Origin of the sequence: Bifidobacterium catenulatum subsp. kashiwanohense JCM 15439 = DSM 21854, from assembly GCF_001042615.1 — a bacterium.
GTDB classification, from domain to species: domain Bacteria; phylum Actinomycetota; class Actinomycetes; order Actinomycetales; family Bifidobacteriaceae; genus Bifidobacterium; species Bifidobacterium catenulatum.
On the sequence record NZ_AP012327.1, the window covers coordinates 2,131,271 to 2,156,570 of the forward strand.

The following is a 25,300-nucleotide window of genomic DNA, read 5'->3' on the forward strand; positions in this document are numbered from 1 at the left end:
CGGCACACCGGCCGGCCGACCGCCCCAAGGGGACACCCGGAAAACCGCGCGCGACCAAGTCGCGGGTGGCGGTCCGGGAACCCAAAAGCATATCCGCACCACTCCCCGGACCCACAAAAGGAACCCGCGAAGCCAACGATCTCTTCCACACCAGCACGCCCACGCGAAACCGGGAACCGTTCCCGACGCATGGGCCGCACGACGGACGCCAAGCCGGCGTCCTGAAAAAAAACTCCGTAGAAAGGAGGTGATCCAGCCGCACCTTCCGGTACGGCTACCTTGTTACGACTTAGTCCCAATCACGAGTCTCACCTTAGACGGCTCCATCCCACGAAGGGTTAGGCCACCGGCTTCGGGTGCTACCCACTTTCATGACTTGACGGGCGGTGTGTACAAGGCCCGGGAACGCATTCACCGCGGCGTTGCTGATCCGCGATTACTAGCGACTCCGCCTTCATGGAGTCGGGTTGCAGACTCCAATCCGAACTGAGACCGGTTTTCAGGGATCCGCTCCACGTCGCCGTGTCGCATCCCGTTGTACCGGCCATTGTAGCATGCGTGAAGCCCTGGACGTAAGGGGCATGATGATCTGACGTCATCCCCACCTTCCTCCGAGTTGACCCCGGCGGTCCCCCGTGAGTTCCCACCATGACGTGCTGGCAACACAGGGCGAGGGTTGCGCTCGTTGCGGGACTTAACCCAACATCTCACGACACGAGCTGACGACGACCATGCACCACCTGTGAACCCGCCCCGAAGGGAAGCCCCATCTCTGGAACGGTCGGGAACATGTCAAGCCCAGGTAAGGTTCTTCGCGTTGCATCGAATTAATCCGCATGCTCCGCCGCTTGTGCGGGCCCCCGTCAATTTCTTTGAGTTTTAGCCTTGCGGCCGTACTCCCCAGGCGGGATGCTTAACGCGTTAGCTCCGACACGGAACCCGTGGAACGGGCCCCACATCCAGCATCCACCGTTTACGGCGTGGACTACCAGGGTATCTAATCCTGTTCGCTCCCCACGCTTTCGCTCCTCAGCGTCAGTAACGGCCCAGAGACCTGCCTTCGCCATTGGTGTTCTTCCCGATATCTACACATTCCACCGTTACACCGGGAATTCCAGTCTCCCCTACCGCACTCCAGCCCGCCCGTACCCGGCGCAGATCCACCGTTAAGCGATGGACTTTCACACCGGACGCGACGAACCGCCTACGAGCCCTTTACGCCCAATAATTCCGGATAACGCTTGCACCCTACGTATTACCGCGGCTGCTGGCACGTAGTTAGCCGGTGCTTATTCGAAAGGTACACTCACCCGAAGGCTTGCTCCCGATCAAAAGCGGTTTACAACCCGAAGGCCGTCATCCCGCACGCGGCGTCGCTGCATCAGGCTTGCGCCCATTGTGCAATATTCCCCACTGCTGCCTCCCGTAGGAGTCTGGGCCGTATCTCAGTCCCAATGTGGCCGGTCGCCCTCTCAGGCCGGCTACCCGTCGAAGCCATGGTGGGCCGTTACCCCGCCATCAAGCTGATAGGACGCGACCCCATCCCATGCCGCAAAGGCTTTCCCAACACACCATGCAGTGTGATGGAGCATCCGGCATTACCACCCGTTTCCAGGAGCTATTCCGGTGCATGGGGCAGGTCGGTCACGCATTACTCACCCGTTCGCCACTCTCACCCAGGAGCAAGCTCCTGGGATCCCGTTCGACTTGCATGTGTTAAGCACGCCGCCAGCGTTCATCCTGAGCCAGAATCGAACCCTCCACAAAAAACCTTTCATGAAGAGAACCAACATGTGACTCTCAAATAAGAAAATTGACATCCGTTTATAAGGAAAACGGACTGTCCGCAAAAACCCCGTCCCGTTTGACCGGCCTCCCGGCACCCACACGCGAACAACACGCGCGGGCCGTAAGACGGACTGGCAATCATTGACTATAAAGAAGTAGTACAAATACGCTCTTGAGTTCTCAAACCACCACCACTCACCCACCTCACGGAACCCCAACCAGGGAACCACTCGCCGAGCGGCAGCGAAAGACAAACTTACAGCACAATCCGATTCCACGCAACCCGGCCCCTCATGGACACCCCGCAAACCATTGGAAAACAACGCATCCACCGGCGTGTCGAAATTCCGTCCACCTGAATCGTCTTTCTCCTTTTCCACAGAAACCAGCCTATCCTTCCGGAAAACATGTTCGTCGTATGAGTCGCCTTATCAGGAGTTGACGGAACGATACGCTAAGGGGATTCTGTTATCCTGTGGGGCGCAGCGGAGCAAAATGACCTGCTAAGACGGGATGGTCCCTTTCATAAACAGGCTTTTGACTCGAAATAGAAGACGGAGCGAATATTCCGTAGTGATACCGTGAAGGGAGGGAACGGCATGGAGGCGCAGCTTATGAGGCTACAGGACCTGAGGCTCGAAGAAGGAATGTCTCTGGAACAACTGGCCGGGCTCTCCGGCGTGGATCATGATCGTCTCGCCATGTTCGAAAACAATCCGGAAACCGTACGCAATATGCATTTGGACACCGCTTGCCAAATTGCCAAAGCATTGCACTGCAACGTGTTGGAGCTCCATCCCGACGGAGGTTGGCGAGGCGGAATCCACTGCGCTGAATCCGGTTTAAGAGACATTCGTCGGACTCGCGGCTATACGCACAACGAGTTGTCAGAGATGTGCAGGGATTCCCCAGCCGAACATCTCTTGGTTTGAAACAGGCTATCGCTCGACCTCAGGCATGCGGCTGAATACAGCCAGGCGTCTGTCGGAAGCGCTTCAATGCGATCCGACAGATTTTCTAAAAGAAGCGTATAGCCGATATGAAAATAAGTGTTGTACCTGATTGAGATACAACACTTAAATTTCATCGGACGCCATACGTCAACAAACGAATGCATCCCGCGCACCCCTATCTCACCAAAAGGATTAGGCAAGAGAGAAGCCCATCAATCATTGACTTCACAAACCCTTCCCTTCCGGAAAGCTGGATAACGTCCGAAATCTTGCGCACTTTCGGACGCTATCTGGCGCGGAGGACGCATTTGCGCAGTTCGGAGGCGATGAGCACGATCATGGCAAGGCCCAAGCATTCGACCCATGCGCCGGCGCTGAGCGGTACCGTACCGAAAGCGATGTTGAGGAATGGAATGTAGATCACCGCCAACTGCAGCACCGTGCTCAGTGCGAGCGCGCCCCATAGCCACTTGTTGGAGAACAGTCCGACGAACGCCGACTGCAAGTGCGAGCGCGAGGCAATCGCGTTCAGCATTTGGGCGAATACGAGAATCGTGAAGCCCATGGTGCGCGCTTCGGTCATTTGCGCATCGTGGCCGATCGCATCGACGGAGCGGTCGGTGAACAGGCCTCCGGCCAAATGCATGTCCATGCCAATCAGGGTGACGGCCGCCATAATCACACCAATGAAAATGATGTCGCCCCACATTTCGGCGTCGATCACACGGTCGGTGAGTTTGCGAGGTTTGCGTGCCATCACGTCATCGGTAGACGGGTCGACACCCATAGCGAGCGCGGGCGCAGCATCGGTGAGCAGGTTGATCCACAGCAGCTGCGTGGCGAGCAGCGGCACGATCACACCTTGGCTGCCAGGCTGGGTGATGCCGAGGAATCCAGCGAGCATCACGCCGCCGAACACGGTGAACACTTCGCCTACATTGGAGCTCAGCAGGTAGCGCAGGAACTTGCGGATGTTGTTGAAAATACCTCGTCCTTCGCGCACGGCTGCGACGATGGTGCTGAAGTTGTCGTCGGCGAGAATCATTTTCGCGCTTTGTTTGGTCACTTCAGTGCCGGTAATGCCCATGGCGACGCCGATATCGGCGGTTTTGACGGCGGGAGCGTCGTTCACACCATCGCCGGTCATGGCCACGATATTACCTTGCCGCTGCAACGATTCGACGATTTTCAGCTTGTGTTCCGGCGCGACTCGCGCATAGACGGACACTTCACTGGTCACCTTGTCAAAGGCCGCTTCGTCGGGCAGTTCGTCAAGCTGGCTGCCGGTCATGGCCTTGCCATCCTTGTCGATAATACCCAGATCGGTAGCGATGCGAGCTGCGGTCAGCGGGTGGTCGCCGGTAATCATTACCGTGCGGATACCGGCGCGATGTGCTTCTGCTACGGAATCACGCACTTCCGTACGCGGCGGATCGATGATGCCGACCATGCCGACCCAAATCAAATCATTCTCAAGCACATCGCTTTGTTCCGCAATATCGGCAACATGACCCGCGGAATTCAGCATGATTCCTGGCACTTGCGCAAGCGAAGCAGTACCGAGCGGACGGTAGGCCTGACCCAACGTGCGGTACGCGTCGGAAGAAAGCTGTTCGACAGTCGCAAGAATCTGCTGACGATCGCCTTCCGTAAGTGGACGAACGGCACCGCCGACCGCAATCCTGCTGCAATATCCAAGAAGCACATCGGGGGCACCCTTGGAGAAGACGGTCAAGCGGCCGGCATCGGTGTTGTCTTGTGCCACGATGGACATGCGCTTACGTTCGGAAGTGAAGGGGATTTCGCCGACGCGCTCATAGTTGGCATACTTGCGATTCGCCTTCACTTTTCGTGCTGCGACGATGAGTGAGACTTCGGTCGGGTCGCCGACCGCTTCCCACGTTACGTTTTCCGCATTTCCGGCAGAAGCGGCGACTTCGCGCAGTTCGCCGTCGTTTGCCAGCGCACCCACGGCAAGGGTTGCGACGGCTTCCGATTCGATGATCTCGCGTATTTGCGCATATTCCATGGTCTGCGAATCGACCACCATGCGGCCTTCCGGCGCATAGCCGGTGCCCGTGAGCTGCACTTCGCCGCTCGGCGTGACCACACGCTCCACGGTCATCTCATTGCGGGTGAGCGTACCGGTTTTGTCGGAGCAGATCACCGAAGCGGAACCGAGCGTTTCCACCGAATGCAGCTTCTTGACGATCGCATTGTGCATGGCCATGCGCTGCACGCCGAGCGCGAGCACTACCGTAAGAATCGCAGCCAAACCTTCCGGCACGGCCGCGACAGCCAGAGAAACGGCCAACAGTAGCGAATCGATTACATCGTGAACGTCTTGGAATCCTTCGGTAAGCGCGAGCGCGACCAGCACCACGACCGCGATGATACATACTGCGATGCCGAGGATTTTGGAAACGTAGTTCATTTCCTTTTGCAGCGGGGTTTCGTCATCCTCCGTGGCTTGCAGCAGGTCCGCGATTTTGCCGACCTGCGTGCCCATGCCGGTGCTGGTTACGATGGCCCGGCCGGTACCTTGCGTTACGGACGTGCCGTTGAATACCATGTTGGCGCGGTCGCCGAGGGCTTTCGCCTGCGCGAGGGTGTCGGTCTTTTTGCCGACGGGCACGCTTTCGCCGGTGAGACTGGCTTCCGCGATGCGCAGGCTGGCGGCCGTGAAGAGGCGTCCGTCCGCGGAGACGGAGTCGCCTTCACCGAGCACGATGATGTCGCCGGGCACCACGCCAACCGTATTGATGCGTTCGATTTGGCCGTCACGCAGCACGTTGGTCTGCGGCGCGGTCATGCTGGAGAGCGCTTCGACGGCCGCTTCCGCCTTCGATTCCTGAATGTAGCCGAGCACCGCGTTGACGATGAGGATCAGCACGATGACGATGGCGTCGAACGGCAATGCTTCGCCGCCTTCCGCACCCGGTACGGCGTTAGCCCGTTCGATGAACCATGCGGCGAGCGAAATGCCGGTTGCAGCCAACAGCAGGTAGACAAGGGGATCTTTGAATTGTTCGAGGAATTTCTTCCATTTCGGCACCGGTGGTGCGGACGCGAGTTCGTTCGGCCCGTACTTGTCGAGTCGCCGCTTGGCTTCCGCCTGGCTCAGACCGGTATTCAAATCGACGCCAAGTGATTGTGCGACGGTTTGCGCATCGGCGAGCGACGGATCGACTTGCGTTTGCGTCGCGATATTCTTCGCTTGTTCGAAATTTCCCGAACTGGTATCGCGGAATTGGGTGGATTGATCTTCCTTGCGATCAACCATGATGATCTCCTTGGGAGCGCCGCGGAGTAGTCAGCTCTCCCCTGCCGTTGCGATAGTACGAAAACCGCAGAAAATTGCGATTTTCGCAACCACTCGCCGAACTGGGCAATGCTGCGCGGTTGCGGACACCGGGCGTGCGCCATCGGTGCATTCCTGCCATTATTGCACACCGTGCCCATTTTGCAAGACTGCCACACACCGTCTTTTGTCAAAATTTCGCAAATTCGTGAAACATGAGCCGCATATCTGCAATCTTAATAACATCACAAAAAGAAAAGCCTGCGGCCGCGAGCCGCAGGCTATCAACACAGCATTTAGCAGTAGCTAGGGATTGGAAAACTACTAATGCAGTGAAGCTCGTGGGACCAAGCCATTATCAGCAAAAACTTGGCAAGAGAAACGACGGGCTATCTCCGCATACAGCTGAGCATCCGGATGCAGGCCGTCTGGCAAACAGAAATTCCCTACATCAGACGGACCAAACAACGTCAGCCCATCAAGATACTGAATATTTTCCCCATACGTATCGTGACGAACCTGCGTCACATGCTGCAGCTCCTCGCGAGACTGCTCCAATGTCAATGCGCCAACCGCAATTTCCTTACGGTCACCATACGAATAGCAGGTCACAGAACCATCATCATGGAAGCGCACATCAGAAGGACCAGGAACATCGTCACTGTCCGGCCAGTAAATAGATGAGACTAGCACAATTGGAGTATCTGGGTGCCGCTCACGGATGACGTCAAGGAAACCGTGCAGGGCAGGTGTAAATGTCCGCTGATTCATGGCACGCGCACCAGTAATGTTCACACCGACCGACAGCGTAATGACATCTGCATCGCTCGCCGCAATAGCCTTCGCCACGTACGGATCAAGCATGCACTGACCGGCAAAACCAAGATTGGTGACTTCCAAATCATTCAAACCAGCCGCCAGCACTGGCCACACCTGCAACGGACTGGACGGTGTATGGCAGTGGCTGATTGAGCTGCCGTAATGAAGCCAGCGCGGCGTCGAGGATTCCTCCGCAGCCTCGACCGGCTCACCATGGACGCCACTAACGCCCAGCAAATCGACAATTACCGTTTGCGGAAGCCAAATGACCACAGTCTTTTCACCAATGGCGCCAAGACCTGTGAACTCTACAACTGAACACTCATCAAGCTCTGTACGCACACAAGTACGCCCATCGCGCGACACCCGCTCAATGGCATCCGGCTGAGACGTCACCTCGCATACCGTGCGCCCATCAACTGTGGCGGCAAATGCATTGAACTCACTATTCAGCTCACCATAATCCACGCGCGCAGCACGTACCGCAAGTCGTATGGCATCAGCCGCCGTGCGAACACGCAGATGCACACCAGAACATCCAGATACCACCGTGCGCACCGTCTCATATTCGTACAGGGAACGTTGCACCAAGCCAGACAATGGAAGACGAATAGGGCGTAACCCAGTACGTTCACCAATAGTCACGCGCTGCACATCCATGGCACCGCACAAACGCACCGATCCACCTTCTGGCAGATTAAGCACACGACTCGCGTTAGAAGCGTCAGAAGAGGCGATTACGGAAACATCATTGCACATCTTCACTCCTTCGAATCGTTCTCAGAAAATCTCTACACCCTGATAACTGACACCAGCGTGCTCAGCGATGAACTGCGCGGTCTTACTCATGACGAACTCACGATCAGGCACCGAACAAAAACCATGGTCTCCGTTTTCTTTCACTATCAGCGTGGCTCGATCACCGAAGACATCTTTGTAGCGTTGCGCATACTCCACCGGCACAAAGTCCGCAGTACCGTGTATCAGCAGCACATCACTGGTGCACCCAGTAACTTTGGCGTACAAATCAAGCCCTTTGACATCTTCGACCATGGCTGGTCCCATTTTTGCACCCATGAAATCGAAATAGGACTGAGTCCGCAACCCTTCCAGTGATTTACCTTGAATTTTCCCCGACGTTATTTCGTCAACGCAAGATGCAGCGCTCGACACCATGACCATACTGCGTGGCTTAGCTGCGGTCTCGGACGCAACGATTGATTCAACAACCGCACCCAAACTAATACCGCCAAAGTGCAGATTGTTTTCATCAACATAGTCCAGTGAGCAAACCTGTTGCAGCACCTGCTTGGCATGACGGACTTCACGACTAATGCTCACGTCGAAGAATGTTCCGTCGCTTTCACCATGGCCGGCACGATCATAGGTAATCGCGACAATGCCCTGCTGACTTAGCGACCTGGCCATCTGCATCATGAACCCTGAAAAGTCGATTCTATTGCCACCGAAACCATGGAACAGAAGTGCCGTCGGATAACGCTTTTCTTGTTCAAAACCACCTTTCGGCTCATATACCGAACCGCGTAGCGTCAATCCTTCGACGTCGAATGAGATGGGTTTGAGGTTCATTGCAACGCTCCTTCCGACTCAACCTGAGCCTCAGTCTGGAATGTATTGCCCGTGCTCTTATGGAAGCCAAGCCAGCCAACGAAGAAACCAACAGCCGACAGCAGCGCAATGCTCACATACAGCATCTTGGGGTTAAAGACAAGCAACGCCGGGGTTACCGCGCTCATGATTGCGGTCAGTACACGAGAAATACCGTAGATGAAACCCTGGGCAGTGCCACGAAGCATAGTCGGGAAGGACTCCTGAGTCCATACCTTCATGATGGTCTCGTAGCAGAACGCACCGGCGAAAGTCACAATATAGGTGAAGGCGCACAACGTCACCAGGTTAAAACCAAAGATCACCGGAATCAGACCACTCACCGCGACCAAAACCGAGCCGATGACATAATAGGTCATACGCCACTTGGAATCGGCAACAGCCATGAACCACGCTGCACCAAGAATGGCCAGAGGCATACAGGCAAGCGACGCGGTGGAGTAGGTAGACACCGAGATATTGGCGACGTTGTAAGCGATGTACGTGCCGAATCCAGAAGAAACAGACACAGAGATGGCAACAAGCGAGTAATAGCACACGAGAGTCACGAATGGCTTGCGCCACGGGGTCTTCATCAAATCCTTAACGCTGGAGTTGTCAGCGCGCAGAGTGTGCACACCCTCCTTGCGTTCCTCGTTGGCCTTCAACCATGTTTCGGTTTCTGGAATCGTCAGACGCATCAGTAACACAATAACTGCCACCCCGCCGAACGCACCGAAGATAACGTGACCGCCGAACACGCCTGAATTGCCGAAGAAAATACCCAACAGCACTGACATCAAAATGCCGAAACCACCCAAAAGGTTGGAGAATACAAGAATTTTTGCTCGGTTCTTATCAGTCGCCGTTTCGGAAATAGTGGCCATGGCCACTGGCAAATCCGCACCAATACCCAAACCCAGCAGCAAAACGCCCGGCAGCATGAATGCAAAATCCGTGCTGATGAACGGAATAAACGCACCCAAAATGATTATCAGCATAGTACCGACGAACACATGACGACGTCCGAAACGGTCTCCAAGACGTCCTCCAAGGAATGAGCCCAAGGCCACGCCAATAGTGACGGATGAAGTCAGCATACCAATCTGGTTACCGGTAAGCCTTCCTCCGGATTGATAAAGCACGAATGCCGTGGAAACACCCATGGTCGCCGCATTGTCCACAAAAGTGGCCATGCCGCACACGAAGCCAACCCACCATGGATTTGGATGCTTCAACGCCTTGATAATGCCAGCAGACTTCGTTGTTGATGACATTGTTTTCTCCTCAATTGTTATCTTAATAAAATGTCGTTTACTCAGCACTGCCGTACATCTCTGTACGTTGCTGACATCTCGTCATAAGCGAGTTATTTATTCAACCATCATTGCTCACCCCACAGGTTTGATTGGGTAAGCATAGTTATGCTTGATACGGTCAGTCGATAAAACTTTCATCTCTCCTTTCCCTCGCCTGTTTTTGTATCTGCTCTTCTATAAACGCAGCAAGGAACCGAATCGCGGCCAACGTCTGCGGTAGCCGTTCAGACGGATACCAGTTCAAGAAGCCATGCAGCACGCCAGCTGCCATACGTAATTGCACCGGCGTGCCCGCTTGACGAAGCTGCTCGGCAAACACCATGCTGGAAGGAGCCAAATCGTCGAATTCACAGCAAATCAGCGCGGAAGGCGGGAATCCATGCAATTGCCGCGCATCGCATTCCCCAGGCACACTGTATGCTGGAAAATCGGTGGCACGACCGACATAACGCGCATACATGTCTTTGCAGACCTGTGGAGTAAAACGCAACGGCGTTGGCAATATGCTCGTATTACCATCCCAGCCTTTTACCAATTCACGCTGCATATCGTGAAAAACACCGTATGCACCAAGAAAAGCATGTGGCACCGGCAGCAACACGCCGCCTTCACGAGAAGAGTCAACCAACTTGCGGCATAACGCAGCGGCAAGGTTACCGCCAGCACTAGCTCCGCCTATCATCAGCGTTGTCTGCTGAGCATTGCGTTGCGTCTGCTCCACTATCCACGCCCACACATCGAGCAGATCATCCAATGCGGCTGGATAAAGATTCCGTCCATCATGAGTCAGTCGATAATCTACCGAAATGCAAGTCGTGCCTGTACGTGCAGTTAGTTCGGCACAAGTCGCATGAGCTTCCGCAGTGTCGATGCTTCCTTCGGTGAAGCCTCCGCCATGCGCCCACAGCAGCCAAGCGTTGTTCTTTCCCCCGCAGGATTTGTCACGATATATACGAACCGACACGGCATTCTGTGCGTCACCGATAGTGCGTTCCTCCACAGTTACGTTCCAAGGCAGGCGCCAGACGCCGGCAGGCTCCATAAAATTATCTGGGAGCCGAGCAGGTGGCGTCGCATTGGGACGTAGAGACAATCGGTTACGAAAGAAAACGTCAAGCCTGCAGTAAGGATCATCTCCTCTTAGGGACGTGTTAATGAGCTGTCCTACTTCGACCGAACCCATATGTGTCACCTCGTTGTCATTGATAGCCACTTTGCTTGTCACTCTACGCTAAATCGGTATAGCTTACTTGCTAAATCAGTATAGCACAGAGGAAAAAGAATCTATTGGCGTGTTGAAGTTAATCGGCGTCGATAGGAGGCTCTGGAGCCGTCCTTTGTTTCACGTGAAACATCACGTAGCGACGATCGTGCCGCAGCCGAACGTCGATCACATCTTACTTACGAGGAGAACTGACCGTCGCCCCTTGAACCAATGGCATTGATATGCGTACTCGCTGCGCCGGCTCCTTCTGCTCCAACAGCATTCTTGCGGCAGCGCTTCCCATCTCTAACTGTGGTAAGCGCAATGTTGTGATCGGAGGCAACATAGCAGCAGCCCAATCACTGCCATCGAAGCTAATCAGCGATACGTCTTCCGGAATACGCACACCTTCACTCAACAACACCTGCATCATGCCGAACGCAACAGCATCATTGACACAGATAATTGCTGTCGGAAGCTCATCACGCCGCGAACAGGAAGCCAATACTTGATGTGCGATCGTCCTGCCTGAATCGATTTCCCATTCCGTAGCCTCAAAATGCGCAAACAGTTCGTAACCCGCCAGCCTCAATGTATCGTTAATACCCTGCAGACGCTGGGGCAACGCCCATGAACCCCAAGACCCCCATCGAACACCACCAACAACGCCTTCTGGAAAGCAGCCCGCAAAAACAATACGATCAGTATGCCCCGCTTCCAACAGCAAACGGGACGCATCGCACCCAGCCTGATATTCATCAGGAACCACGCTGGAGAACGCACTATCTGCCCTACCATCGTCAGTTTCATCAAGGCAATTCAGCAATACTGTCGGTACAGTACGCAACACGGCTGGCACTTTCGCCTCACGTGTAAACATGGCTGCATAAATGACGCCATCAACCTGGCGATCCAACAATGCTTTAATCGATTTGCTCTCCACGTCTGCGTCACCCTGGGTATCCACAGTGAACAACAACTTCCCCTTGTCTCTCAGCACATCCAGCGCCCCCATCACCATGGAGTTGGCATGCGATGTTGTGCCAATAAAATCCGAGACAAGGCCGACCGTGCCAGACTTGCCAGTACGAAGTGTCTTAGCAGTGAGATTAGGTCGATAGCTTAAATCCGCAGCCGCCTTACGCACCTTTTTTATAGTGGCCTCTGAAATACGCTGATCAGTGCGACCCGTCATAACGAACGAGGCGGCAGATCGCGACACTCCAGCGGCATCAGCCACCTGTTGTAGAGTCACTCGCTTGCTGCGAGATTTCTTCGACACTGACTGCTTCGATCGTTGCGATTCTTGAAAAACATCCTTTTGTTGCAGATTATTCATCGAACCGATCATGTTACCTCATCTCACTTCCGGCGCTACACCGATTCCACCGCACCACACACGTTAAGCGTACCGAGAGTAGCATGATATGGCCTGATTTTTGTTCCGCCCTTATAGCGGGGCGGCTTGCGCCGCTTGGTTCGCATAATACTCGGTTTCGGTCCGTTCCGGTGTCCTGCAGCCCAAGGACCGGTGCGGACGCTTCGAGTCCCCGCCACGAGACCCACCGGAACGTCGCCAGTTCCAGGTCCCTCAAATCCTGGAAGGGCTTGCGCCGTCAGACGAGCTCGGTCCTGTACGCGCCGTCGGCGCTCTCGGCCATGGCGTTGTCGTACGAGGCGCCGACCGTGCCGGTCGGGGGAGGCATGCCGAATTCCCCGACCCCGGTGGCGTACACGAGGCCGATGCACCGCGCGCCATGGCCGGAACGGTGCACGAGACCGTCCGTGCCGCCATGCGAGGCGGCCCAATGATATCGTCTGTTCCAGCGCCTGCAGCGACAGCTTCCTGGTGTCCATGGTGGTGGCGCGCGTCCGGCCGACGATCCTGCGGGCGAACACGTCGGTGGCGAACGCCGTGTGGCCGAACGAGCCGTTGGCCATGCGCACGTAGGTGATGTCGGCCACATGCGGCCGGTTCGGCGCCTCCGCCTCGAACCCGCGTTCCACGAGGTCGGGCCTGCCGCCCGTGCCCTTCGCCGGTTTGGCGGTGACGGGCGTCCTGCCGCGGCGCACGCCGCGGATTCCCGATTCCCGCGTGACGTTCATCACCTGGTCGCGGCCGATCTCGGCCGGATCCCAGCCCCGCGCCGACGACCGGGCATGCGTCTTGCGGTACCCGTACACGGCCATGCAGAAATCCGAGTGGACCAGAAGGATGTCGTGGGCCGGCGCCTCGTGCCTTTTGCCATGGTTCCATCATCTCCCATCGAGTTAGGGGAAATGCGGAACAAAAATCAGTTCATACCACAGTAACAGTAAGCTTAAATGACGTTGGTATGAGCGATATCGCGATAACGCAATCCTGAATCCTTCCAGATGCGTTCCTGCGTACCATAGTCGACACGTACGATGCCGAAGCGTTTGGTATAGCCAAGGGCCCATTCGAAGTTGTCAAGCAACGACCAGGCATAGTAGCCCGTCACTTTGGCTCCAGCATCAATGGCACGGGCCACAGCGCGTATATGAGCGTCAAGATACGCCACACGCTTCGGATCATGCACGATCCTCCCCGGTACCACAGACCAGGATGCGACATCATCCGCCACCATCGGACCTGGAACTCCGGCAACCGAATCATCCTTCGAAACCTCATCATCCCAGGCAGAACCGTTCTCGGTGACCATAAGTTCCAGTCCAGGATATCGTCGCGTAAGCTCCAAGAGGATATCCGTAAGTCCCTGAGGATCTTGATTCCAACCCATGGCTGTCAACTCGCCCTCAGGCGGCAGCGTCTCCACGTGCTCCTGCGCTGGAATGGGATTGTGATGGACATCAAGACCAGCTGGAGTCGTTGCCGCAGGTGCGGTTTCATCGGATGTAACACTGGTGGCATCGGCACGGTACCGCACGGTATTGGTGGAATAATAATTCACGCCAAGCACGTCAATCGGCTGCCGGATGGACTCAAGATCACCGTCATGCACAAAATTCCAATCGGTGACCCGCGCCGTCGCCGTAAGGAGTTCAGAATCATATCTGCCTTCAAGCATGGGACCGAGAAACACTTCATTATTGAATAGGTCAGCACGTTTCTTGGCCATAACGTCCTCCTTGGAATCCGTCGCGGCGCGGGTGACCGACAGGTTCAACGTCACTGAACAGCGCGCTTTATCGCCTAGTTCCGCGCGGATCGCCCGCACGCCCAGCCCATGCGCCAGATTGAGGTGATGCACCGCGGCCAATGCCTGTGCATGATCCTTGATTCCCGGGGCATGATCGCCACAACCATAGCCAAGATATGCCGCGCACCATGGTTCGTTCAACGTGGTCCATGTATCCACTCGGTCTCCGAAAGCCTTGGCGAGACAGGCCGCGTATTCCGCGAATCGCAGCGCTGTATCGCGCCGAGGCCACCCCCCAAGGTCCTGCAGGTACTGCGGAAGATCCCAATGGTATAGCGTGACAACGGGCCTGATGCCGTTATCCCGCAGCATATCTAGCACGCGACGATAATGATCCAGACCCTCGGCGTTAGCGGTTCCGTCTGGAGCGGGTTGGATACGCGGCCACGCGATCGACATGCGGTACGCGCCAATGCCTAGTTCTTTCATCAAACTGATGTCTTGTGGATAGCGATGGTACTGATCACATGCGTTTTCACCGGAAGACCCATCGAATATAGTGTCAGACCGGGCGCAAAACGTATCCCAGATGGACGGCGTGCGGCCTCCTTCATGAATGGCCCCTTCCACCTGATATGAAGCGGTTGCCGTACCCCAAGTGAATCCTTCAGGAAACCGGTAGTTCATCGATGCTCCTTCGCAATAAGTTTTAGCTTCATGTTGCCGTAACATTAAAGCGGTGAGGTTAATTCGAGTTTATAGCCGAGCCAACCTCACCGCAGTTTTTATTATGCACGAGTGCTACACATATATTGACCCATGTGTAGGGTTCACGCTGAATTCCGAATTCTTGTTGAATCGATTGTCACAGCACCACCTTGCCATTCTGTGCAGCAACTATTTTGCCGAACCCAAGTCGTGCAGTAAACGCACGCCCGTCGGAACTGACGATTTCTGTCCCAATAGGTGTTCTGCACGCAGTAAATGTCACGGAAGAACCATCCGTTTCTGTTACTACGGCCTCCGCCCGATCGTCATGATCGAGAAATACTGAGATCAACGCGTCCTTGCCGTACTCGTAATCCGGAGTCTCGGCATCTGGCTTGGTGACCAACACGCTGCCGTCACGCACCCACAGCGGAATGGTATCGAAACCGTGGCGCTCGTTGCGCCATGTACCGTGTTCGGTTGTTACCTTCTCACCGGTGAACCAATTAGTCCAAGTGCCGGACGGTAGATAGTACTCTACATCTCCGGAATAGGTGAATACCGGAGCCACCAGCAAATTTGGGCCAAACATGTATTGGCGGTCGAGTGTTCGGCAGGTGAGATCGTCAGGAAATTCGACAAACATCGAACGCATTACCGGAGTACCGTACAGATGCGGTTGCAGACCTACCTGATACAGGTACGGCATCAGACTCAATTTAAGCTTGGTGAAGGTACGCGCCACATCCACAGCGGTCTGGCCCGGTGCGTTGACCACGCCGTTCTTTTCGTCCGCTTCATCGAACAACCATGGCACACGATACACAGAGGACCCGTGCATGCGGGAATGCGAACTAAGTAAGCCGAAAGCGATCCAACGCTTGTACACGGCCGGATCAGGGTATGCGCCCTCAAAACCACCGATATCATGGCTCCAGAATCCAAAGCCCGAACTGGTGAGGGATAGACCTGCACGCAAGGTCTGCGCCATGCCATTGAATGTGGATTCGCAATCACCACCCCAATGCACCGGCTCCTGCTGACCACCGACCGTGGCGGAACGTGCGAACAGGCACGCCTTGCCTTTTCCGTAAGTCTCCTCGATAGCCTCAAACACCGCCTGATTGTACAGCTGGGTGTACCAGTTGTGCATGGAAAGCTTCGGTGAGCCGTCGTACCAGACCACATCGCGTGGAATACGCTCGCCGAAATCGGTTTTAATGGCGTCCACACCTTGGTTCAGCAGGTGCTTGACCTTATCCTTGAACCATTCACGGGCATCCGGATTGGTAAAGTCCACCAACGCCATTCCAGCCTGCCAGAAATCGGTCTGCCAAATCTCGCCATTGACTTTTTTGACCAAATACCCCTTTTCTTTGCCTTCCTTGAACATGGAACCATGCTGACCGATGTACGGGTTGATCCAGGCACAGATATGCAGGCCCTTGTCCTTATGCAGGCGTTTGAGTGTAGATTCGATGTCGCCGAAGAAGCGCTTATCCCATTCGAAGTCAGTCCAATGGAATTCACGCATCCAATAGCAGTCGTAGTGGAAGGCGCTTAGCGGAATGCCGCGTTCGGCCATACCGTCGATGAAGGAGTTGACAGTCTTCTCGTCATACTTGGTGGTGAACGAAGTGGTGAGCCATAAGCCGTAGCTCCACGCCGGCACGTTGGCCGGGCGGCCGACCAGCTTGGTATAGCGGTCAAGAATCTGCTTCGGAGTCGGCCCATAAATCACGCAGAAATCGATACTCTCCCCAGGCACGGAGAACTGCACAGCCTCAGTGTTTTCGGAACCGACTTCGAACGACACGTGCCCACGATTGTTGACCAGCACACCGTAACCGTTGGAAGTCATGTAGAACGGGATGTCCTTGTATCCCTGCTCGGAGGAGGTACCCCCATCCTCGTTCCAGATATCGATGGTCTGACCGTTCTTGATGTACGAGCCAAAACGCTCACCGAAACCGTATACGTTCTCCCCCACTCCCAGATGCAGCTGGATACCGGTGAATACGTCGGATTCGTCGTATGCGGAACCGTCCATACTCACACCGAATTCGCCTACAGGCTGCGCAGTGACGGCCGCACGCGGCTCAATCTTGAATCGGGCGAGGGACTTACCGACAGACTGTGTCAGCACTTTGCCGTCCTCGCCGGTGAATGTCATATTCCAAGGCGAGCCTTTGACTACTTTTATGCTCAGCCCACCGGATGTCAGCGTTGCCGAGGCGCCAATCTGACCGACCTCGCCGTCACCGTTGCCATCCTGAACTACGGCGATGTAATCGCGGTCGCCAGGCTCGTCAGCGTTCAATGGGAATCCCGGGTATTCCGTCGCGCCCTGCCAGTGGTCGGCAGTCACACGGATCACGCCTTCAGCCGGGCTGGTGATGTTGACCTCGAATGTCGGCAGATTCAGAGTGTTCGCACGTTCACGAACCGGTGCCACCGGTGCGAGCACATTCAGGCTTTCGCCGTCCTTTCCGATGCCAACCTCATAGGCGTCACGCGCGTACAGGGCTTCCACACCCGGTCGGGTAAGCCAGTAACCATTAGTGAACTTCATTGTTGCTCCTGAATTATTGTGATGATTTGTCTGAAAACGACCTGCATACAGATGCATACAGATACAAATGGCTGTTCTCCGTATGAAGGAGATTACAGCGGAGACAGCCACAGATTTAATGTCACGGCCGGGGAAGGGAACCGGCCGTGGCTGTATGGCAATCCGCTACTTGACCGCGCCTGTGGTGATACCACGGGACAGCGTACGTTGGAAGATCAGGTAGAAGATGAGGGTTGGAACGATGCTGATCAGCGAGGCCGCGGCGGTTGTGGTCACGTCCATCAGGCGGTCTCCGGACAGAGAGCTGACCGCAATCGGGATGGTCTGCGTAGAGTTGTCGACCAGGAAGGCCATCGGAATCATGTATTCGTTCCAAGTCCAGATGAAGAAGAATACGAGCATGACGCTCAGTGTCGGCTTGGAAATCGGGAACACGATCTTACGGAAGATGGTCCAACGGTTTGCACCATCAATGGTCGCCGCTTCTAGAATCGCCTTTGGGAAGGTGCCATATACCGAGGAAAGCAAGTAGGTGCCGAAAGCGCTCTGAATCACGGTGAAGATGATGACGATCGCCCATTGGGAGTTGTATAGACCTATGTTCTTGAACATGATGTACAGCGGGTACAGCAAGGCTTCTTGGGGCATCATGTTGGCAAGCATGATGAGCAGAATAATCCATCGGCGCCCTTTGACGCGGCCGATGCCGAGTGCGAATGCGTTGAACATCGACAGAATCACCGCGAGGATGGCGACCAGTCCCGATGTCCAAATGCTGTTCCACAGCTTTTCCGGATAGTTGACACGGTTCCAGAACTTCATCAGACCGTCAAGGCTGAACCCCTTTGGCCACGACAATGGGCCTGCCGCATTGTAATCGGTGGTTGTTTTGAATGCGTTGAGCAGCAGGACGATGAACGGGAAGAGCATCACCAGCCCGCCCACGATCAGCAGAGCAAGGATGAACCAGTCGCCGGCAGTGCGGTTCTTCTTGGCTTTCGGGGCACATACTTTTGCCATTGTTACGCTTGTCATTTCAGATCACTCCTCGTCTTCTTTCGCGACCTTCTCCTGCACGTTGGTGAAGATAATCGACACCACGACGACCACCACGGTTAATGCCGTGGAGATGGCGGCACCGTAGCCGACCTGTTGGGATTGGAAGAACTGCGTGTACGAATAGTACGACGGTACTATGGTGCTGGTTCCCGGACCGCCCTTGGTCAGCATGTAGACCGGACCGAACACCTTGAGAGCCGCGATGGTGCAGGTGAGCGCCACCACGAATATCTCGGGCTTGATGGACGGCAGTGTGATGGCGCGGAACCGTTGCCACCAGTTAGCGCCGTCGAGGCTGGCTGCCTCATACAGTTCCGGATCGACGCGCTGCAGACCGGACATGAAGATGACCAGAGGGTAGCCGACCTGAATCCAAATCATGATGAGCATCAGGAAGATCAGTGAGGTGTCTGGCTTGCCGAGCCAATCATGCTGCAGCGAGCCTAGACCGACCGCCTTGAGCAGCGCGTTCAACGCGCCGTTTTCCGGTCGGAATATCCAGCCCATGACCAGAGCCGCGACGGAAATCGGCAGCAGCTGCGGGAAGTAGTAGATGGCCCGCATGGTTGAGGCGGTTTTTGCACCAAACTTCTTCTGTACTACGTCAAACACAAGAGAGGAAAGAATCAGACCAAGCAGGATGGGGATGACCACCATAGCAATGATCATCCAGATCGAGTTGCGGAACGAGATCCAGAATGTGGTGTCATGCATGAGCTTGGTCCAATTTGACAATCCGCACCAAACCGGCGGTTTGATACCACGGTAGTTGGTGAAACTCAGATACACATTCCACACGGCAGGGATGATGATAATCCACAGCAACATCAGAAAGCCTGGGATCAAATATAGCCAGAACCTGTTGGACGGGCTGCCGGGGATTCGAGACATCCCCTTTTCATGGGCATCCATCGGAACGACCGAGTGGTTCTTGTTCTTTGTCGTAGTCATAGCAGGTCACTTTCCAAGTTCAACGTACATATGGCATCCGGTCGGCAATAATCTTCGATTGCAGATGCATGGGGCCTGACAGCGTTGCCATGGCCCGGAAAAGTCTGACATGAGAGGAAAAGTGTGCGGGGAGAACCCCGCACACCTGGGTTCAATTATTTTCAGTTATGGCTCAGGCGCTCAGTTCTTGACGCCAGCGGCTTCGACGCCCTTGTCGTAGTTGTCCTTCATCTGATTGAGTACCGTCTTGGTATCGGAGGTGCCGTTGACGAGCTCCTGCAGCGATGAGTTGAGCTCGTCATAGAAAGTGGAGGTCGGCCAATCCGGGTAGAAGCCGAGGCCGTCTTCCTTCACCACCTTGCTAAAGGATTCGACGAGCTCCTTGTTGGACGGATCAGTGATCTTGTCGGCGTTCGCCGCGATCGGCAGACCGCCATTGTTGCCCATCAGGTCCTGTACTTCCTCGCTCAGCGTGATGTTGATGAACTTGGCGGCGAGATCCTTCTTCTTGGAGTTCTCCGGAATCACCCAGATGTTGCCAGAGGAACCGGGAATCTTCTTGGATTCTGGGAAGGTACCGATGGTCCAGTTGAAGTTCTTGGCGATATCGCTCTGGAAGCGGCCGTACCACCATGTGCCGGAGAAGAACATCGGGTAGGTGCCCTTGATGAAGTTCTGTCCGGCGTCTTCGGCCTTGGTGCCGGTGCAGTCCTTGGAGATGTATCCCTCATCGACCCACTTCTTGATGGTGTTGGTTGCGTAGGTGGTGGCCTTGCCCTGCCAATCGACGTCACCGTCGTACATCTCGTAGGCCTTCAGGAACTTGCTGTCGGCCTTTTGCAGGACCAGCTGCCACCACAGGTGCTGCAGTGGGTATTCGGCCACGCCTTCGGAGAGCGGAGTGATGCCATTGTCCTTGAACTTCTGCATCGCAGTCTCAAGCTCATCCATAGTGGTCGGAATCTCAATACCGTACTTGTCGAACATGTCCTTGTTGTAGTACATCACGACGTCTTCACCGTAGTTCGTAATGCCGTACCAGTCACCGGAGCCCATCACGCCCTTGTCATTGTATTTGCCGGTGTCGGCCAAAGAACCAGAAATCTTCTTGTCCCACTTGTACTGCTTGACGTAATCGTTGAGGTTACTCAGCAGTCCCTGACTGGCCAGCAGACCTGCGGTGGCGTTGCCCTTGTTGTATTCCATGACGTCCGGAGCGTCATCAGAATTGAGCACTTGGCTGGCAGTTTGGCGGATCTGCTCGAAGGATTTCTTCTCAAATTCGACTTTGACACCAGTCTCTTTCTCGAAGATATCCATGGCCTTCTTCCATGCCTTGCCCATAGCACCATTGTCTTCCTCGTAGTGCCAGATCTTGATGGATTTAGGATTTTCCTCCTGAGCATTGTTGCTGCTTCCGCAACCAGAGAGGGATGTCATACCCATCAAGCTTGCTACAGCCAGAACGGCTGCCATGATCTTACGGGATCGCTTCATCGTTTTCTCCTTTTTCAGCGCCATTGCTAAAGTAAGATTTCCAGGATAAGTCCCGGAACCTTCCAGCCTCCATCGGCTTCATTATTGAAGTTAAACGAATGAACTAATTTCGGCAAAAGTGTTCGACACAACTATCGAAATTTCGATTAGCGAAACGCCGCTACGTTCCCGCGCACGCTGGAGGTCACCGTCCCTCTCGCCTGGTATTCATAAGGCAGCAACTCGACATAACCGGAACCGTTGCGCTCACCTTCGATTACTTCCAGCATAAGATCAATCGCCCTCAAACAGACGCTTGCCGGCGACAACGGAATCTCGTCAACTGGTTGCGGCAACTGCATCACGCCACCGCATGTTCCGGCAGCAAGCATCGAAATATCAGCTGGAATGCTCTTGCCCATGTGACGAAGCACTGTCTGCATATTACCAATCTGCGCCGCACTGGTCTGACCAACAATGAATGAAATCTTGGGATCCTCCGCGAAGGAGTCATCAAGTATACGTCCCGCCTCATGAAGATCGCCGATGGCGGCATATTTGGACACGACTGACATTCCCAACACCTTCGCACGCTCCAACAATGCATCGCGGAATCGGACGAGGAAGTTCGAGCCGGCACGGTACGCAGATGCGTTGGCGCCCACAAACAGCAGATGGCGATGACCAAGTTCATAGGCGCGCTCGACTACCTCACGAGCCATACGAGCAAAATCAAAATCAACGCAGTAGACGCTGCCGCAATTTTCAGGGTAACCAACTGAGACAACCGGCAGGTCGATAGATTTGGCAACTTCGGCGCGCAAGTCGTCCATCAGTACATCCAACAACAGAATGCCATCGGCCATATTGTTATTGGCTACGCGGCGCATTTCGGCACCACCAGACTCATGCATAAGCAACATCAGATCATATCCATGCTGCCTGGCGCTGGTGGCCAATCCAAAGAAGAACTGCGCATAATTCGAATAATTGGTGTACGAATGAACAGGCGAGCTTACCGCCAACACTTTGGTTCGTGGACGAGTTCGCCACCCGGTTCTGCTCCCATCAGCTGCAGTACCAGTTGACCTATCTCCCACCGCCGTATCATTGAGACGTCTGTCGTCAGCACCCCGAGTCTTCTGCGACTTGGACCGATACCCCAAGTCCGCAGCGGCCTGCATAACCTTATCGCGAGTCTCCTTGCTGATGGTTCGCTTACCGCTCATCACGTACGACACTGTACTAATGGACACGCCAGCCCTCGCGGCAACATCTTTGATACCCATCCATATACTCCTTTGCGATTTGCTATGTAAGAGCAATAGCCGTATTCACTCACAACCACCCTACAATGACCTTTTGTCTATTTAGATTCAACCGACGAAGAGGATGGCTGATCCTTGTACAAGTAGCAGGAATCACATATTACTCAGTTCGGACGGCGCCTTCGTTCCCAGTCCAAGCGTCCGGTTCCAATCCATCGGCACGAGTACGACGGCATCGATGCTTTTGCTCTACGAATCCGCCACGATTGACTCCGAAGCACTCCTCGCCAAGCTGCGTCCCTACGTCAACGACATCGAAGACTGACACGTTCACCGTCCAGACACCTTCCAGTTGCTTATAGGACATTCAATCGTCCAAACGAGCGCACTAGTATAGGTGACGATTCGGCGTGCCCGTAATTCCCATTTTCAGGGGTTGTGCCTCAACGGAAGCGACAATGCGATACGTACATTCCGCTGTTCACGCCTCTGCACCTTCATATGTCAAGCACCCTAAACTGCCGTTCGCTACAGGTACGTATCAGCCGCTGATCGCCAACAACAAAACGTTCTCCCCTGCCGACTTCAAAGCACGTCATCGCGCAGCACTGTATACGTACAAAGCTTCGCCTTGCGCAACTCCCGTCCGCAAAAGAATCTACACACCGACCGTTTCGGTTTCGTCTCCGCAAGTTTCCGAAGATGCTTCTGCAATCAAGCAACTGCAAAATAACCAGCCCCCATAGTAGAAAAGCAATTCAAGAAGTAAGACAAATCACCGCACAATTTGATGTTTTCGTCGCATGATTCGACAAATTTAACTTCACGATTCGTTTTTTCTTGATGAAAATGAAATCGTGAGGTACAACCCTACAAAATGGACGATGAGGAAGATTTTGTTGATGGCTTAAATTAGACAGATTGCCTAGAATGAGGGGTAGGGCTTCCGAAACGTTTGAGCGCAGGCGAACACATTCATGCACATCCGAACGTCACGAAGCAAGCTCTTCAAGGAAAGGGGCCGTCATGAGCGACGCAATGAACAACCCATATGCGAACGATCCGAACACAAACAATCCGAATCAGAACGGCAGCAACGGACAGCAACCGCAAGGTCAGCCGGAATACGGGGCATACGCGCCAAATCAGCAATCGCAATCCCAGCAGCAGGGCGGCAATCCCAACAATTCGGGTAATCCGTATCAGAGCGAACCGCAGATCCCACGCTACTTCGGCGATCCCAACGCCAACCAAAACCCGAACCAGAACGGCTTCTTCTACGCAAGCTACACCACCGGCCAACCGTACGGACAGCAGAACAGCCAACCAGGAACCGGCAACGACAATTGGCAGCCGATCAGCCCGTTCAAACTTGCGGAGGAATGGCTGCCGAAGAAGGCGAAGAACGCGATCCGCGGCACCTATGCAATACTTGGCATCGCCGCCATCATCCTCGGCCTAGCACTGCTAATCTGGCCTGGTGCCACACTGAAAGTCGCCGCGATCGCCCTCGGCGCATACTTCGTAGTTTCCGGCGTGGTTCGCATTGTGACCGCAATCGTGGAACTCGGGCTTCCGGGCGGATGGCGCGTGCTTGACATTCTGATCGGCCTGATGCTGTCCGTCGGCGGTGTGGTCATGTTGAAGAACGCAGCGCTTTCCGGAGCCACGCTCGCTGTGCTCATCACCATGGTGGTCGGCCTCGGCTGGATGCTGGAAGGCGTGATGGCGCTCGTGGAATCATGGCGCATGCCAAGCTCCGCATGGGCCGTGATTTACGCGCTGCTGTCGATTATCGCCGGCTTCATCGTGCTGTTCTCCCCCATCAGCTCCACAACCTGGCTGATTCTGTTCGGCGGATGCGCGCTTGTGGCGATCGGCATCGTCGCAATCGTGCGCGCATTCACGTTTGGTAAACCCAATCGCAAGTAATTTTCACGGCGCAGGCCGTAAAGTCTGATTATTGTTTTCCCAAGGGCACCGAGCATCCGCAAGGTGCCCTTTTCATAGCAAAATCGTTCTTTATACCAAGATTCAAAGTCGCACAACCATGAATCTTGGTATTAATACTGGTATATAATTGGGTATGAAATTCGGTTTTAAGAAAGGTTTATCATGGCAAGCGCACTTGACATACTCGATGACCTTGCTCCAATCAGCGATCTCAGCAATGGTCGTACTTCCGCATTGTTGCAGCGGGCCGACCATGATCCAGTCATTTTGATCAAACGAAACAAGCCATCCTACGTTCTCATGAATATCGAAAACTATCGAGCTCTCATGGAACGAATCGAAGACAACGAAGACTTGCTTCTTGCCGAAAAAAGACTCGCCAACCGCACTGGCACAACTATCAGCAACGAAGAGGTCATGTTCGATCTCGGCATTTCCCCAAGCGACCTCGCCGAGGCACCTGAGCCGGAACTTGCATGAACTGGCAAGTTGAATGGCTTGACGAAGCCAAGAAAGACATGCGCAAACTCGGCAAAGCCGAGCAAATCCAAGTACTCAAGGGAATCGAGAAAATTCGTACAAACCCACTGCCCACCTCGCAAGGCGGGTATGGCAACCCGTTACGAAATGCCGAACGAACGAAACTTTCCGGGCTTTGCAAAATCAAATTCAGGGATATCGGCATTCGAGTTGTTTACAAACCGTTACTGCGAGATGGAATCATGACCATCATCGTCGTTGGCATTCGTTCCGACAGTGACGCTTACATCAAAGCCGACAGGAGACGCAAAGAATATGGACTATAAGATACGTCCGCCAATTTTCGACGAATGTTACTTTTCTTCAAGATTAGCCGATGATTTTACAAAAGAAGTGACGATCGTCGCATGATATTGATGGTTTGCCCGGCTTAGAATGAAGGCACAACAGAAGAACGAAGAAAAAGACAAACACAATACAGACTTACGGCAGCGGCCAGAGGAATGACAAGAAGAAAAGACGCGCCGCCAAGCCAAGTGAAAGGAAACATCATGAAGAACAACACTTTCGATCAGATCATCAACGCCAACCTCGCCTCCATCGATCCGGGTTTCGGCCAGTTCGCCCTCGCCAAGGCTTCCGCTGACCTCTTCAAGAAGGTCCTCAACAAGTAAGACCGCTTCCTAGACAGGAGGCAAGGCGCAGGCGCGGCAGCACCC

At 54.6% G+C, this 25,300-nt stretch carries 17 protein-coding genes, 1 rRNA gene and 1 pseudogene; 5 read left to right on the forward strand and 14 right to left on the reverse strand.

The annotated features are described in order from the left end of the window. Nucleotides 1-240 precede the first annotated feature (240 nt). A 16S ribosomal RNA gene (locus BBKW_RS09050) occupies nt 241-1,767 on the reverse strand. Between the two features lie 620 nt (nt 1,768-2,387). Between BBKW_RS09050 and BBKW_RS09055 the strand changes: the two genes are divergently transcribed. Then, entirely contained in the window at nt 2,388-2,720 is a 333-nt protein-coding gene (locus BBKW_RS09055; RefSeq protein WP_228429023.1) for a helix-turn-helix domain-containing protein, read from the forward strand. Between the two features lie 307 nt (nt 2,721-3,027). Here BBKW_RS09055 and BBKW_RS09060 read toward each other — a convergent pair whose 3' ends face one another. The 13 genes and pseudogenes from BBKW_RS09060 to BBKW_RS09120 all read right to left on the reverse strand — a co-directional run bounded on the left by BBKW_RS09060 (nt 3,028) and on the right by BBKW_RS09120 (nt 22,169). Further along, on the reverse strand, nt 3,028-6,024 hold the full coding sequence (locus tag BBKW_RS09060) for a cation-translocating P-type ATPase (RefSeq protein WP_033501963.1): 2,997 nt from the start codon (nt 6,022-6,024) through the stop codon (nt 3,028-3,030). A gap of 342 nt (nt 6,025-6,366) precedes the next feature. Next, nucleotides 6,367-7,620 (reverse strand): SGNH/GDSL hydrolase family protein, encoded by a 1,254-nt coding sequence (locus BBKW_RS09065; protein ID WP_048349547.1) that lies wholly within the window; start codon nt 7,618-7,620, stop codon nt 6,367-6,369. Between the two features lie 21 nt (nt 7,621-7,641). Further along, complete coding sequence (locus tag BBKW_RS09070; protein ID WP_033501964.1) at nt 7,642-8,451, reverse strand: alpha/beta hydrolase; 810 nt, start codon at nt 8,449-8,451, stop codon at nt 7,642-7,644. Next, nucleotides 8,448-9,746 (reverse strand): MFS transporter, encoded by a 1,299-nt coding sequence (locus tag BBKW_RS09075; RefSeq protein WP_048349548.1) that lies wholly within the window; start codon nt 9,744-9,746, stop codon nt 8,448-8,450. Before BBKW_RS09075 ends, BBKW_RS09070 begins: the two co-directional genes overlap by 4 nt. 160 nt (nt 9,747-9,906) lie before the next feature. Next, on the reverse strand, nt 9,907-11,001 hold the full coding sequence (locus BBKW_RS09080; protein ID WP_144242157.1) for an alpha/beta hydrolase fold domain-containing protein: 1,095 nt from the start codon (nt 10,999-11,001) through the stop codon (nt 9,907-9,909). Between the two features lie 184 nt (nt 11,002-11,185). Beyond that, nucleotides 11,186-12,343, reverse strand: a complete 1,158-nt coding sequence (locus BBKW_RS09085; protein WP_226594532.1) for a LacI family DNA-binding transcriptional regulator — start codon at nt 12,341-12,343, stop codon at nt 11,186-11,188. A 73-nt stretch (nt 12,344-12,416) separates the two neighbouring features. Then, a pseudogene (locus tag BBKW_RS09090) lies at nt 12,417-13,233 on the reverse strand (IS3-like element ISBlo10 family transposase); the annotation flags it as partial. An 80-nt stretch (nt 13,234-13,313) separates the two neighbouring features. Continuing rightward, nucleotides 13,314-14,846, reverse strand: a complete 1,533-nt coding sequence (locus tag BBKW_RS09095; protein ID WP_404980131.1) for a glycoside hydrolase family 1 protein — start codon at nt 14,844-14,846, stop codon at nt 13,314-13,316. Nucleotides 14,847-14,979: 133 nt separating this feature from the next. After that, nucleotides 14,980-17,394 carry an alpha-xylosidase gene (yicI, locus tag BBKW_RS09100; protein WP_033501967.1) on the reverse strand — a complete coding sequence of 805 codons (2,415 nt, stop codon included), beginning with the start codon at nt 17,392-17,394 and terminating at the stop codon, nt 14,980-14,982. Nucleotides 17,395-17,559: 165 nt separating this feature from the next. After that, complete coding sequence (locus BBKW_RS09105) at nt 17,560-18,429, reverse strand: carbohydrate ABC transporter permease (RefSeq protein ID WP_033501968.1); 870 nt, start codon at nt 18,427-18,429, stop codon at nt 17,560-17,562. Nucleotides 18,430-18,435: 6 nt separating this feature from the next. After that, entirely contained in the window at nt 18,436-19,404 is a 969-nt protein-coding gene (locus tag BBKW_RS09110; protein ID WP_033501969.1) for a carbohydrate ABC transporter permease, read from the reverse strand. Nucleotides 19,405-19,584: 180 nt separating this feature from the next. Then, nucleotides 19,585-20,901 (reverse strand): ABC transporter substrate-binding protein, encoded by a 1,317-nt coding sequence (locus BBKW_RS09115; RefSeq protein ID WP_033501970.1) that lies wholly within the window; start codon nt 20,899-20,901, stop codon nt 19,585-19,587. 146 nt (nt 20,902-21,047) lie between these two features. Next, nucleotides 21,048-22,169 (reverse strand): LacI family DNA-binding transcriptional regulator, encoded by a 1,122-nt coding sequence (locus tag BBKW_RS09120; RefSeq protein WP_033501971.1) that lies wholly within the window; start codon nt 22,167-22,169, stop codon nt 21,048-21,050. Between the two features lie 1,005 nt (nt 22,170-23,174). Here BBKW_RS09120 and BBKW_RS09130 point away from each other — a divergent pair. The 4 genes from BBKW_RS09130 to BBKW_RS11160 all read left to right on the forward strand — a co-directional run bounded on the left by BBKW_RS09130 (nt 23,175) and on the right by BBKW_RS11160 (nt 25,255). Continuing rightward, nucleotides 23,175-24,080, forward strand: a complete 906-nt coding sequence (locus tag BBKW_RS09130) for an HdeD family acid-resistance protein (protein WP_033501973.1) — start codon at nt 23,175-23,177, stop codon at nt 24,078-24,080. A 183-nt stretch (nt 24,081-24,263) separates the two neighbouring features. Next, nucleotides 24,264-24,581 (forward strand): type II toxin-antitoxin system Phd/YefM family antitoxin, encoded by a 318-nt coding sequence (locus BBKW_RS09135; protein ID WP_033501974.1) that lies wholly within the window; start codon nt 24,264-24,266, stop codon nt 24,579-24,581. Beyond that, nucleotides 24,578-24,907: a type II toxin-antitoxin system RelE family toxin gene (locus BBKW_RS09140; RefSeq protein ID WP_033501975.1), complete on the forward strand. Its 330-nt coding sequence runs from the start codon at nt 24,578-24,580 to the stop codon at nt 24,905-24,907. The genes BBKW_RS09135 and BBKW_RS09140 overlap by 4 nt, the downstream gene beginning before the upstream one ends. Before the next feature lie 225 nt (nt 24,908-25,132). Then, nucleotides 25,133-25,255, forward strand: a complete 123-nt coding sequence (locus tag BBKW_RS11160; protein WP_260847255.1) for a hypothetical protein — start codon at nt 25,133-25,135, stop codon at nt 25,253-25,255. Nucleotides 25,256-25,300: the final 45 nt, after the last annotated feature.